Annotated in this window: 6 protein-coding genes; all 6 read right to left on the reverse strand. The window is 64.5% G+C overall.

Annotated features, from left to right (window positions below):
- The 6 genes from F8O06_RS09695 to F8O06_RS09720 all read right to left on the reverse strand — a co-directional run bounded on the left by F8O06_RS09695 (position 1) and on the right by F8O06_RS09720 (position 13,582).
- Positions 1-2,079 carry a hypothetical protein gene (locus F8O06_RS09695; RefSeq protein ID WP_158038413.1) on the reverse strand — a complete coding sequence of 693 codons (2,079 nt, stop codon included), beginning with the start codon at positions 2,077-2,079 and terminating at the stop codon, positions 1-3.
- 31 nt (positions 2,080-2,110) lie between these two features.
- A complete protein-coding gene (locus F8O06_RS09700; RefSeq protein WP_158038414.1) occupies positions 2,111-4,840 on the reverse strand; it encodes a DUF2768 domain-containing protein in 2,730 nt (909 codons plus the stop codon).
- Positions 4,840-8,409, reverse strand: a complete 3,570-nt coding sequence (locus tag F8O06_RS09705; protein WP_158038415.1) for a tubulin-like doman-containing protein — start codon at positions 8,407-8,409, stop codon at positions 4,840-4,842. The genes F8O06_RS09700 and F8O06_RS09705 overlap by 1 nt, the downstream gene beginning before the upstream one ends.
- An 89-nt stretch (positions 8,410-8,498) precedes the next feature.
- The gene (locus F8O06_RS09710) at positions 8,499-11,630 is read right to left on the reverse strand and encodes a VWA domain-containing protein (RefSeq protein WP_158038416.1); all 3,132 of its coding nucleotides are present in this window, start codon (positions 11,628-11,630) and stop codon (positions 8,499-8,501) included.
- Between the two features lie 3 nt (positions 11,631-11,633).
- The gene (locus tag F8O06_RS09715) at positions 11,634-12,302 is read right to left on the reverse strand and encodes a hypothetical protein (protein ID WP_158038417.1); all 669 of its coding nucleotides are present in this window, start codon (positions 12,300-12,302) and stop codon (positions 11,634-11,636) included.
- A 41-nt stretch (positions 12,303-12,343) separates the two neighbouring features.
- Positions 12,344-13,582 (reverse strand): hypothetical protein, encoded by a 1,239-nt coding sequence (locus F8O06_RS09720; protein ID WP_158038418.1) that lies wholly within the window; start codon positions 13,580-13,582, stop codon positions 12,344-12,346.
- Positions 13,583-13,639: the final 57 nt, after the last annotated feature.

Here is a 13,639-nt window from a genome sequence, read left to right on the forward strand (position 1 = left end):
TCACTCCTTCCCGCCGAAGGACAGCCATGACTGCTTCGGCGTGAGGCGAAGACCGTATACCGGCGGATCGAGCAGCGCCACCGTCTGCAGTGCCTCTTTCTGCAGTCGCAGAAAGAGCCTCACGAAGCCGCGCGACGGGTCGAAGTCTCCGCCGCAGGTGCGCCAGCCCATGCCGGGAACAGCCTGAGGCGACACCTGCTGATATGTGAGCAGCGCACTCGGCTGCCCACCGCCTTCGACATCGGGCATGACTTTGAGCGCGGTGCCATCTGTGATCGAGAGCGGCAGGCGGTCAGGTCGATAGATCAAGGCGAACTGGATTCTGGCCCGAATCGGCGACGGCGAGGTCACCTGCAGGCGAAGCACCGGCTCGCGGCGCACGACGGTCTGCTCGATCTGGTACCGCAGAAGGGTCAGCCCTCTGTATGTCGTTCGCGTCGGCTGTCCGTACGCTCTCCTTCCGCCGTCGAAAGCGCTCGGAACGAGCACGATGTCACATCGTTCGGCCGCCAGCTGCCCGGGGTTGAACCAGTAGCCGCCATACTGGCGGTAGTCATTGCTCGAGATCTCGAAGAGCGGGGCACCCTGCAGAGCCTGCTCGTCGGTCGTGTTCTCACTGCAACGGAACCCGTAGACGGTGTCAGCGCCCTTGGGCCAAGTGAACGAGACGATCTGCTGCTCGACACGTTCGACGATCTTGAGATCTCTGGCCGTCCCGACGCGCACACCACGAACCGTATTGCCGACGAATCCTTTGTCGCCGATGAGGACGACTGCGGTGAAGTACGCACGCGTCCAGTCGCGCGGCCATGGCACATCGCGCATGAGCGCGTGATCGTCTTCGATGATGACCGGGTGACCAAGGCGGTCATCGGCCGAGAAACTCGACGCCTCCAACGCGCCCATCTCACGCGGCTGACGATCGAGCCCCGGCGCCGGCGGCTCCATCGTGCGATAGACGAGCACACGTCCCCCGCGGGGTGGCGTCCAACGAAGGTCGAACGACGGAGTCTCGCCGTCTTTCAGCGCAAACTCCAGATCGAGAACCTGCTCATGCTGCACCGAGATGGTCAAGTCCTTGATGAAAGGGCTCGACAGCAGGTTGACCTGGTTCTGCTGCCCCTGCTGCATCTGCACCACGGAGGCCTCAGCAAGCACTTGGTAGATGTAGTGCTTGCCGCGCTCAGCGGCCGCGTCGACGAAGCCTCCCAAGTTCGTGTCATCTGCGTTAATGCGAAACTGCGGGTTGCCCATGCCCATTCGGGACAGCTCGACCGGCACGCGAAAGACCTGCACGTTCGTCGTTCCCGGCAGCACGTCCCACTGGCCGATGACCCGTCCTTCGTCTTCGCGCAGGTCGACGTTCTGAACAGGGGCAACCACCGCGGTCTCGTAGACGAGACGCGGCTGCTCGAGCTTCGCGTCTTCCACGTCTGCGCCTTCGTTGGCCCACACTTGGTAGTAGCGCGTCGCGTGCTCGAACGGCGCATCGTCGATCGCGCGAGTGCCGATCGTCACGCTGATCACTCGGCTTTGGTCGGGTGAGAACGGCTGTGCCTCATCTGCACTGATGACGCGGTAAATGACGCACGCCGCGTCACTGACGAGCGGCTTCCAACGCAGTTGGTGCCCGCCTGCAGGCAGTTCCCGGTAGTCGCATGACGAGACTTCCTCTGCCATCATGCTGTAGTCGTACCTGGCGAATCCCTCGGGATCGACTTTGTCAGCGGTGTCTGTCGTCGGAGACACCGGTGTTGGAGTGTGCGACGGCTGCGGCTGCTCAGGCTGAGACCTTCGAGAAGGCACTGCGAACGGCGATATGTCCTCTTCTGCCTCGTGAGAGGCTGCATGGGCACCGCGTACGCCGTCGGTGTCGAGCCCGTCGAGCACGTCGACGATCTGCTGCGCGAATCGCCCCACGATCGGAGGAAAGCGCTGCTGCAGCTCGTCGACGGTCTGCACGCCGGACTTCACGATGAGGCGCAGATGCGAGTCTTTCAGCTGTTTCGCCTGGGGGTCTTGAGTAGCGGCGTACTCACGCCAGCTCTGCAGCGCACCAATTGCCTGTGTGTTGTCCATTCAGTCTCTCCATTTCCCTTCTGAGCCTGGCTCAGAAGGCCTCTCCGCCGAAGACATCAGGCAGCGGTGCCGGGCCTTGGTCGCGTCGGCGAGCCTTCGGTGACGCCTCAGGCCTCACGTCGGTCTGCTCGTCGGGCATCGCGAACGGGTCGGCCGCGTCGCCCCAGCTCACCGGCCCAGCCGTCGAATCATCGAGCAGCGACACGTGGAACTCCTCGACCGCACGCGAGAGCTGGGCCAGAACGATGATTCGGCTCATACCCAGATGTACGTCACGACGGAAGGAAACGTCGACGCTGCTGTCTCCCGACGTCTTCGCCTCATCGGAGAGCAGCGAGCTGTCGAGACGCTGTCTGCCAGCGGTCTCCGACTGTGCAAGACCGCCGAAGAAGTCGTCCGGCGCCAGCACGATCGACTCCCCTGACCGCTCCGTCACGACGATTCGCTGCAGCAGCGCGTTCACCAGGTCGGGCCGCCTGTCGTCGACGTACCGCAGAACTTCGCTCCAGCGACGGTCGCTGACACTGCTGTCTGCAGGAGCTGTGCTCAGCAGATCGGCCCAGGCCGCACCAAGGTCGTTCAGCTCGTAGGCGAACACCGCTCCCGGGTCGCCGTTCAACGGAATACGCGCGCCGACCGGCTGCACGCGCTCGCGTGCGTCAGTCACCCAGGCTTCCCAACAGGAGTCGAGCCATTGGGTCGGATACACGATCGATCGCAGAGCAGCAGATACGTTCATCAGCTGTCTGTCGTCGACCACGGCTCGGCCGAGCCGCGTCGACAGCGGCAGGTCGTTGACGTCGTACACCCGCACTGCAGGTTCTGAGGATCCTGCGCCGAAAGGCTGGTCCAAGACGCTGCCGATCACCACAGACCAGTCGAGAAAGTCTCGATAGACCCGGCTCAGACGCTTGCAATCTGCAAGTGCGAAACGCAGATTGTGGTGCAGCACCTCCTGTTCGAGTTCCAGCTGTCTGCGGGCGGTGAGCAGATGGAAGAGCCGACGCTGACCTTTGTAGAACATCACGAGCAGCGTGATCAGCCAGGCGACCGACAGCACGATGAGTGCGATCACCATCATCTTGACGGCGATTCTCTGCATCACGCCCAAAACGATCGGCACGGCGATGAGTGCGAGCGCGAGGATACTCACCCACATCATGCGGCGGGCAAGCTTCTTCTGTTCGGCGGCGACCTGCTCCGCCTCGCTGTCTGCGCCGGCTGCCTGTGCAAGTCGAGAGAGCAGGCCACGCACCTCGTGCTGAACGTTCGCGAGGCCCCAAACTATGCCATCGGCGACGTGGTGCGCGAAACTGTTGCGATAGGCGGCATGCCAGGAGTTCAGTCGCTCTTCAGCCTGCGTCGCAGACATGCCCAGCCCGGGCTGCTGTGCGGCGATCTGCAGCGAAGAGTTCAGATCGCTGATGCCTCGCACGTCGTACGGCTGCACGACGGTTCGCGACACGTTCGGCGCAAGATTCGGCGGCACCTCGGTAAACCGGTGGCGGGGCCCCGGAACGATCTGTTCCGGTGATCTCAGCACGCCTCGACGCGATCCGATGGAGACCGCGCCGAGCCCGCGCACTCGGTCGCCTCCGTCGGCGAGTGTCAGCGATGCTGCTCGGTAGTCGTTCCAGAACAGCTGCAGGTCAGGATGCGCATAGTGGTCGAGCTCACCGTCGTCGAGCACTTGCCCCATCGAGGTGAGTGCCTGGTCGACTTCCTGCCAGTTGGCCGGAAGCCCATCGCTGCGTACGCCGCCGGCCACGACTTGATAGGCCGACGGATCGTTGCCGAAGACAAGGCTGTGCACGCCGGCCGCAGTCTTGGCCTTCACCGCGTTGACGACCCCGGCAGCCCAGCTTCGCGGGGCGTTGCAGAGCGCCGCCCACAGAAATCCGAAGAAGTACTTCAGAGCCTGCCCGAAACCGACCTGCGTCGGGCCCTGACTCGGCAGCTCCTCTCGCGGCCCTTTCAGCACATCGCCATGTCGCGCCCAGAACTGCTCGCTCATGCGCTTGGTCGCGAGCGCGGAGTCTTCGACGTAGACGCTCGAGGCCCCCTGCACCACAGGCAGCGGAAGCCCCTGATGCATCGAGAAGACCGACTGGCGCAGCGCCTCTTCGATCGCCGCACCGTCAAGACGACGATAGAACCCGCGCCCCAGGCGCAGGACGCGTCCCGGTTCTGGTTGCCGCGCATCCAGCGGAGACTCTTCGACACCACGCCAGAGACCGGCGAAGGCGGCAAGCGCCGGAGCCAGCGGCCGTGCGATCTCTGCCGGGTCGTCCAGGCCCTGTACCTGGGTTCGCCCGGCTCCGGGCTCCGAAGAGTCCTCGGGTGACAGCAGCACGGTGTGCCACCCGGGCAGCGCGAGCTGCGGCACCTTCGTCGGGGCGTCGCTCTGCGCGACGATCACGCGAGCGAGAGTCAGTGCTGCGTTGTCGAGCCCGGATTCCAAAGCCTGCGCCAGTCGCATCTCGTCCGAGAGATCACTGTGCGAATCGTCCTCTGCAAGCGCCGGCAGCAGTGAGAGCAGCCGCACTCTCTCGACGCCGCGCGTGCCCACGAGCGACGAAAGTTCGACAGCGGTGATGCGGCCCTGTGAGATGTGCAGCGCATCGATGCCGTCGGAGGCGACCATGTCGGGGGTGACCCAGTGGAAGTCGGAGATCAGACCGGCCGCAGACCAGTCAGTCAGCACGTCTTTGAGCCCGTCGACGATGCCGCCTGGGCTCAGGATGATGGTGTGAGTCGACATCAGAACGCTCCCAGACCAGAATCGGGCAGCAGCGGAGCTGAGGCGCCGCCGTTGTCGTCTCCGAGCAGATTGCTCACATCGGCGTGCTGTTCTGCAGCCGTGGTCGCTCTCTGCAGCGCTGCCGGCAGCAGCTCGATGAGGTCTTTGGTGACTGCCAGGATGTCCTGTGCCAGATCTCGGAAGATCGGCGTGGCCGAGGCGACGCGTCGGTTCGGAATCTCGCTGAACGCACCGGGGCGCATATGGCTGGTTCCGGTGGGCACGAAATTCTCAGCAGTGTACGTCCGAATCGTCGTCAGCCAGGTCTTCGCCTGCTCCGCACGTTCCTCCGGCGTCGCCCCGGCCACTCTCGAATCAGCGCCGCTTCGTGTGCTGCCGTCGCGCATCCACTCGCCAAGCAGCACCTTGGCCTCACGCGGCACAAGGTTCTGAGCGGGGCCGAGCTGATTGCTGTCAGACAGCCGTCGCAGCAGCTGGTAGGGGCGCAGCGAATGGAGCACCGGTGCCTCGTGCGCTCGGGAGATGGCGAGCAGATATGACTCCAGCACGGCAGGCATCCAGTCGATCGACTGTCCGAGGAACTCCCCCGGAGGCGTGAGCAGCGGGTTTGGAAAGTGCGTCCATGCTCGGGTCTCAGGATCCCAGATCTCGACGGGATCAGAGAGAGCCTGCGGCAGCTTCAGCTCACCGATGAGCTGACCGACGTACCAGCCTGCAATCATCGTGTGGCGCTCGTCCCGACCTGCGGGAATCGCGGCCGCCAGAGGTCGGCTGCGGCGGTTGTCCCAGAACTGGTGCCGGCCCTGCGCCGAGGTGCCGGCCCACTGCTGAGCCACCGGAGTCAGCAGCGCGTCGAACACCAGCGGCGAATAGTTGCGGTACGAACCGAATACGTCGATGCTCGTGACGTTCTCGTCATCGGTCAGGCTCTTCTTGAAGATCGACTGCACTTCGTCAGCGAGGTTCTGCCTGCCGTTGATCGCCTTCTCGAGGTCTTCGACCAGCGATGGGGCGCTCGTGAACGGAATCGAAGAGAACTTGTAGCGGTACTGAGTGGGAGTGCCGTGCACAGCGTTGACGACATCGGAGTTGATGCTGCTCAGCGGCAAAGCCCGCGCGAGCGTCTGTCCGAACTTCTCGATGAGATCCTGACGACGCTGAGGCCGCTGCGCCTCGTTGATATCACGTCCGAGTGCGTACTCTTTGAGCGACACTGAGCAGAACTGCTCGAACGACTCTCCTTCGCGACCGACGAAGGCCAGCGCACGCTCCAGCACCTCAGAGGGTTTCACCGTGTACCGGTAGTGACCTTCTGACGGCGTCAGCGGCGAGTTGCTGATCGGGTCGCGGTTGAGCACCGCGGGCCGCCACTGCGCCTGGGTCTCGATCAGGCCGCCAGGAGCCTGTCTGCCTGATGCGACCGGCCACAGACCGCTGATCACGAGCTGCGACGCCTGCTGCAGCGCATCCTGTAGCGGCAGCGCATTGCCGGCACGGGCCTTGGGATCGATCGCAGAGGGCAGATCCCAGGCGAACTGCTGGCTGAAGGTCTCGACCGGGGTGAGCAGAATCTCGTTGTCGGCGACGCCGAAACGCTCGGGCACACGTTCGTCGTTCTCGGTTGGCCAGGCCACGTACTGCTCAGTCGCCACGTTCGCCAGACCAGAGGCAGACGGGGTCTCCTGCACAGCTTGATCGAGCAGCGCGAGCGTCTCAGAGATGGAGTCCTGCAGAGGACGCAGCACATCGGCGGCGAACTGTTCGAGAACAGTCTTCGCCATCGCCGATGCTTGCACGTACAGCATCTCGCGAACTTGCCCCTGCAGCTCGCTCTGCAGCTGATTGGTCATCGCCGGGCCGTTCGCGATCGTTCCCTTCATCTTCGCGACGGCCTCACTGATCCCCTGGGGCAGTGTGCCCACCCCGGAGACCTGCCACGAGCCGACCTCGCCCAAGACCGGTGTGATCTCATCCGAGATGGCGCGCTCGAGGCGCTTGGCGAGCTCACGCCCGTAGGGCAGACCGTATGTCTGAACACCTTGGGTGACTGCGTCGAGCACATGCTGGTGCATGGACGCACTCCAGTTGAAAGCCCATTGATAGACCTCGCGGGCCACCGCGCTGGTGGCGTCCCCGCGGCGCTGCCCCAGATAGCTTGAGACGGTCATCGCCCAGTTCTTCGCGTCGCCAGCGGCCGGTGGCAGCCCGATCGAAAGCTCCTGCACGATGCTCGTCGAATCCTGCGCGACCTGGTTCGGAGAGTAGGCCGTACTCGAGATCCACTGCGCCATCTGGTTGGGTGAGAGACGCTGGCCTGTCTGGCTGAGGGGCAGCTGGACCGTCTCCACGACCTGCCCCCACGTCGCCTCGGCGAGTCGGCGCAGCTGATCGAGGCTCGACGCGGTATTGCCGGGCTGCAGATGGCCTTCGCGCAGCCTGTCGACGGCGAAGTGGGACAGGCGCTGAGCGGCGTAGTGCCGGTAGCGGTCTCGGCCCATCGAGAGTGTGGCGAATCCGAAGGCGCCCCAAGGCAGCGCTCCGGCAGGGGTGCCCCAGCCGATGAAGTCAGGGTCTGCTGGGGTCGGGTCAGAGGCGTTCACCAGGTCGAACTCGACAAAGTCGCCTGACGCCTTGCCGCTTGACATCAACGCGGCGAGACCTCGTCCGAGTCCACGGTAGACAGCCTGCTGAGAGCCGTCGCCGAAAAGCGTCTTCTCAGCCCCCACCGATCGACCGACCGGGAACACGCGGCCGAACGGCGGCTTGTGCGTGCGCTCCACTTGGAGCCCCAAAGCCGAGAGAATCTTCACATCGTGCTCTTCGGCCGACCCCGCCTGCGTCGCGATGATCTCGCCGAGCATGGCCAGCGCATTCGCCCGCACGCCGCCGCGTGCCGACGAAGGCAGCTGGTCGAACACGTCTGGCGTCACCATAAAGACGCCGACCAGCCCCGGGTCGATGCCGGGCACCAACGAGAGAATTCGGCAGACGTCGAGCGCCATCGACGCACCGGCGCCGCCGGCCATCGACGAGACGACGAGCACGACCGGTCTGCTGGCCGAGTCAAACTTACCGACTGACGGCACAGCAAGTGCGACGGCCTGCATCTCATTGTTCGCCTCGACGGTGTTCAGCTCCTGCACCGCTTGGCTGAGCCCTTGGAAGACCGAGGTCGCGCGCGCCAGCGTGATGGCGCGTCCCACAGCTCGCATCTGTCCCGCGCCGTTGCCGATGGGCACAGTGATCTGCTCCGGAGCACGGGGCGCCCAAGTGGCGTACTCGCCCAGCGCATGGTTGTCGGCCAGCCGCTTCGAGAGCGCGTTGTCGAGAACGCCGAACGTGCCCGACTGCGGAGCCGTCGAGATGTAGCTGCCGCCCTGCGTGCGAACGTTACCGATGCCACCGATCCGTGTGTCTGGGGCGTTGGGCACATCGATGTGCACAAACTTCCAGCCGCCGGGAAGTCTGTCAAAGCCTGCGGGGCGAAGCTGTGCCTTCAGCTGATCCATCATGTAGGCCAGGGTCGAGCCTCCGGAACCTCCACAGCCGACCACTAAGAATTTGTACATCTACTTCGCCTCTCTCACGTTTGCGAGCTCTCTGACTGCTGATTCGTCTGGCCTGCACGGCGTACCGTCGCGCACCCGTCGGTGTACGCCTACCATCCGGGCTTCTGCCCGAACGGCGGCTGGCTCTCGTCGTCCTGATCAGGATGCTGTGTGTTCCCGTTCAGACGAGGTGGCGGCCCGCTGTGGCGACCCTCCGAAGGGGCAGCTCCGCCCTTCGGAGGCACCGATGCGCCACCGGGCAAAGGCAGCTGGCCTTCAGAGTGAGGCGGGGGCACAGCCGCACCGAACGAGTTCTGACTGAACGGGTTCTGACCTCTGTCTGCATTCGCCGCACCGCCAAACGGTTCCCCGCCAAACGGTTCCCCCCCAAACGGACTCTGACCACCGGGCGTCGTGGACCCTCCGCTGAACGGGCTCGCACCGCTGCCCGAGGAGGTACCGGTGTCGAACGGGCTCGCACCGCTGCCGAACGGCGACGCTGCCGCCGTATCCGCGAACGGAGACGCCGGAGCTGCAGCGGACTGCACGGGTGCTGAGTCTTTGCCGCCTCGCCCGAAAGGCGAGCGGTGCGGGCCTGAGGCTTCTCGACCCTGTTCGGCCCGAGTAAGGCGTTCGAAGACTTTCGGCAGATCCTGAGACAGCTTCTGATCGAAGTCACGCACTTGCTCATCCGTGGCGAGTCCGCTCAGCAGCACGAGCACCTGGGCCTGGCCGTCAGGCTGACCTGGCGTGTGCAGCACGACCCAGTGATCCTGCAGCGACAGTGGCAGCACCGCAGACAGCTCGGTCTTATCCGTCGAGGGCCGGCCGCTCGACGCGCTCGAACGCCCGGGAGCGTTCACCCGCACGAATCCGCTGCCCAAAGGCGATGCCCCTATCGTCGTCTGCAGCGTGACGTCGCCCACCTGCAGCGAACGTGTGCCCCTCTTGGGAATCGTAAGCATGTTGCGTCGCTGCTCCAGCGTGGTCTGATACTGCTGCCCATTACTGAGCACGCTGCCGTTCTCCACCGTCACATCGACGATGAAACCGATCAGCGACTGGCTGGGAATGCGCGACGCGACCCACTTGGCCGCATAGAGCACGAGCAACGGCAGCCCTACTCCCAGCACGATGAGCGCGATCAGCACGAGCACGAAGTTCGTCGAGTTGAGCGGCTTCTCGACCGATGCCGTGAAGGGCACCTGCACAGTCGTGGGCTCGCCGTCTCCTTCAGGGATGAGATGCACGGTCACGGTGCCGTCAACGCTGCCGTTTCCCTGTTGGTCGCTCTTCAGCTGCAGCGGAAGGGTTCCGCTCTTCGCACACGACGACTGATCATTGGCCTGATCACTGACGATCTGCACAGAATCGAGACCGGTGGCCAGCGACGTCACTTCTGCGGCGTCCGTCGAATCGACCCAGACACACCCGTTGCCCGACACCTCGAGCCCGCTCTGCAGATCGACCGGCCCGGTCGCCGATCCGAAGTCGAGATGTGACGACACCGTCGGATAGTTCGCAGGCATACGCAGATCGACCGTGTTCTCGAACGTGCTGGGTGCCAGCTTCGTCCCAGCGACTGGCGTGCCGTCTGCGCGCTGTGTCGCAGCAGTCGTGATGGTCAGCGAGCCCTGCAGCGTGCCGGTACCGACCTGCAAGTCGCCGGTGTTCGCGGTGATCGGAGCCCCGATCTGCGATTTGTCGGCAGTATGCGACAGCTCGTGTGACTTTCCGGTGTGATCGATCAGCGTGAGCGAGAAGTCGACGTCGCCCTTGATCGAGTTCGGATCGACCACGCCGCCCTTGCCGTCTCGAATCTGCACCGTGAGCTCCGGCCCGTCTGCGCCTTTGGTGAAGACCGGCTTTTCTGGTGACGCCAGCGCTGGTCTCAGGTCGCCTGCGATGTGGATGTTGGTGCGCGATGTGCCGTCAGGTGAGGCACCGTTCGGGTCGATGAATGCCAGCGACCACTCGCCCGCCCAGCTGGAGGAATGGGGATCGTTCGCGGTCAGCTTGACCAGAACCGTGCTCGACGACTCCCACCGGTACGTGCCGGCCACGCCTTCGGCCGAGATCTGCTGCGCATCGGATGCGCCCTTGTCAAGCTTGATCTCCTGGCCGTCAGGCTGAATGATCGTCGCTTCGACGTCACTGGTGTCGGCCGTGCCCAGCAGCGTGACTCCTGGGGTCGAATCGTCGAGAACGAAGTGGTGTGCCTTGTCGAGGCAGGCTTCGTGCTGACAGATGCCGCTCTTGCTCTCGATGGGTTTGTGCGCAGGATCGGCCAGTGAGTCGAACGCGAGCAGGAGGCCGTCGATGTTCGAGGCCAGGAAAAAGGCTCCGGGAACCGGGTCGACATGCTCGCCGCACGACTCGCCCCCGTCGGTCTTGCCGGTCGCGATCGATTTGAGCAGTGAGAAGTCGTCGGCAGACGACGACCCGGCGTTGAGTCCGACAGCGTAGACGGTCACGCCTGCGTTTCTGAGCTGGTCGCTCAACCCGCCAGCACGACACAGATCCGACTTCGCACGGTCTGCAGCCTGAGCGGCTGCATCTGGACTCGTGATGTTCAGGCCCGGCGCGAAATCACGCTGCGTGCCGTAGCGCTGCTGTGAGACGATGCTCTGTCTCGGGTAGAAGTCGAGCTTGCCGTCGCTGAACAGCAGCACGGTCTGGCAGCTGCGCACGCCTTCAGGGGCCGACGCCCGCTTCGACGCCAGCGCCGAATTGGCCGCGTTCAGAGCGCTCCAGTAGTCGGTGTCTACTCCGTTTGAGCGCTGCTGCAGCGACTCGATGTCACCTCTGAGGGAGTCTCCGGTGTGCTGGTCGACCCGAGTCCATCCACGAAGCTCATCTTGACGGTCGCCGAAGGCCATCAGCGACAGATCGACACGGCTCTGGTCTGAGGCGTTGTCGGCCAGCCTGTCGACCAGGTATTGGGCAGAGCGCACGCGCGCGCCATCCGGGTCGCTCTCTGTGAGTGACCCGGACTCATCGATGAGCATGAGCACGTCGACCTGCCCGCCAGCGGCGGCGCAGGCGGCAAGGCCGTCGGGCCCGGCAGAACCAGCGGATGCGGCTGCGGAGGAAGCAGCCGCCTGCTGCGTCTCAGAGGCCGAGGCCAGGTCGCTCGGGCCGCCCCAACCGGCCAACGACGGCAGGACGAGCAGCCCTGCGGCGGCCAGCGTCGCGGCAGCACCTCGGAACATCGAGGTCTTGACCCTATGAGTGCTGTTCATCGTTCAGAGCCTTCCTGCCCAGAGAGCGAACGTAAGCGACACGACAAGGATGCTGGCGAAGCTCAGCCCCAAGGTGCACCAGTACGCGATTCGTGCCCACGCAGGCGGCGAATAGGTCATCAGGGTGCGCATCTTCGTGTCCTGAGTCGCATAGACAGCTGTGAGCAGAATGGCGATCGGACCGCAGAACAGCCAGGCCAGAAGCAGATAGACCAAGGATGCAGGCAGCAGCAGTGCTCCCAACACACCGAGAACACTGGCAAGGCAGGAAAGGCCCAGCCAGAGCAGTGGTCTTCCTGGCCTCTGCGTCGCAGTGCTCGCTGCAGACGCGACAGCCGACGTGCCGAAAGGGTTCTGGCTCTGAGCAGGTTGGGCGTTGCCGAACGGGCTGCCGCCGAGTCCGGGTGCGGCACCGAACGGAGGCTGGCCGCCTGCAGCGGAAGCACCGCCGAACGGCGACTGACCGGCATCCGGCGGCGTCTCGTTGAACGGTTTCTCGCCGAACGGCGGCTGGCCGCCTGCAGGAGAGGCGCCGAAGGGACTCTGTGTCTGGTCGCCCACCGACGGAGCCTCACCGAACGGGTTCGCACCGAACCGGGGTTCTGTCTGTCCGGTGGATTGCTCCCGGCCGTCGTTCGTGGACGACCCCCAGCCGCCGAATGCGTTGCTCATGATCTCTCTTCCCCGTCTCGTGAATCCGTGCTGTGGTCGTCTCAGGCTCGTGTGCTCGGTCTCCACCGCAACGTCACAGCCACGACCCAAGCCGCCACCAGCACAGCTGCGGCCAGCAGCATCCATGTGACACCGCCTTCGACGACCTGCACCGAGAGCGGGGAGAGACCTGGAGCCTGACCGACCTGGTTCAGGTCGCCAAGCTGGCCCAGGTCGCCCAACTGTCCCAGGTCTCCCAACTGTCCCAAGTCGCCCAGCTGACCTGCGACGCCGGCCTGGTCAAGCTCGTCGGTCAGCTGACGCATCGCTGCATCACCACCGGGAATGACCCCAGACAGCGCCTGGTCAAGCGGCTGACCGGTGTTCGCGGCCGATTCGGCAGCCGTCTGCACATGGCCGACGATCACATGCAGCATCAGGGCTGTTCCGCTCCAGACCCCGACGACCACAGCTCCGAATGCTGCGGAGACGAGTGACAGAGGCGTCGTTCGCTCGACGACGACCATGCCCACCAGAAGCACCACGCCGAAGCCGATCATGAGGCCGAGACCGACCTGACCTGAGGTCAGCGTGACCTGCTGGACGCCGGAAGAGCGAATGGTCAGGACAGGCACGAAGAAGCAGACGATCAGGCAGACGAGAGTGACGGCGGCAAGCCCCGAAGTCCATGTGACCAGTGAGGACAGTCGTCGTTGGCTGGTGAGCCTTTCGAACCCTTGGTTCGCTGAGGTGTCTGGGGAACCCCATGCCTGCGGCTGCTGCGATGGCGCACCCCAGGCTGCGGCAAGGTTCTGACCATCGGCGTCTGCCTGTGCATTGAACCGCATGGATGCCCCAGCGACGGGTGGAGCGGAGGGGAAGCCCGATGATGTCGACGCGGAAGCAAATGGCGACGCACCCGCCGCCCCGTCGCGCCGCTGCGCCGCCTGTGCAGACTGAGTATTCTGGCCAGCCGAGGACGTCTGCCCAAACGGGCTCTGCGAAGCGCTGTAGCCATGACCAGCCGTCGACGTCTGCCATGGTGCCGGTGCGACGCTGGGTGTTTCTGCGACAAATCGGCTGTTCTGCTGCTGCGGCAGAGACTGGGCCTGCCCGCCGCCTCGGGCGACAAGTCCCCAGACGAAAACCGTGATGAGGCCAAGGCCGGGGATCAGCCCGGCAAGAAGTACGGCGACGATGCGATTGATGCCGGTGAACTGCCCCCAGACGAGGGCGAGAAGCGCTGACACGACGGCGAATGAGACGATGAAGATCAGGGACGCCTGATCTCCCAACTCCATCGCAGCATGCAGTACACCGAACATATTCTTCCCCCTGGAACTGGCTATCCCCTGTTA

Source organism: Pseudoclavibacter sp. CFCC 14310, from assembly GCF_008831165.1.
In the GTDB taxonomy this organism is placed as follows: domain Bacteria; phylum Actinomycetota; class Actinomycetes; order Actinomycetales; family Microbacteriaceae; genus Pseudoclavibacter_A.

What these genes read in the sequence shown, in the direction of transcription:
- F8O06_RS09695 (WP_158038413.1), bottom strand. Translation starts at nt 2,079, where the DNA reads ATGGACAACACACAGGCAATTGGTGCGCTGCAGAGCTGGCGTGAGTAC.
- F8O06_RS09700 (WP_158038414.1), bottom strand. Translation starts at nt 4,840, where the DNA reads ATGTCGACTCACACCATCATCCTGAGCCCAGGCGGCATCGTCGACGGG.
- F8O06_RS09705 (WP_158038415.1), bottom strand. Translation starts at nt 8,409, where the DNA reads ATGTACAAATTCTTAGTGGTCGGCTGTGGAGGTTCCGGAGGCTCGACC.
- F8O06_RS09710 (WP_158038416.1), bottom strand. Translation starts at nt 11,630, where the DNA reads ATGAACAGCACTCATAGGGTCAAGACCTCGATGTTCCGAGGTGCTGCC.
- F8O06_RS09715 (WP_158038417.1), bottom strand. Translation starts at nt 12,302, where the DNA reads ATGAGCAACGCATTCGGCGGCTGGGGGTCGTCCACGAACGACGGCCGG.
- F8O06_RS09720 (WP_158038418.1), bottom strand. Translation starts at nt 13,582, where the DNA reads ATGGAGTTGGGAGATCAGGCGTCCCTGATCTTCATCGTCTCATTCGCC.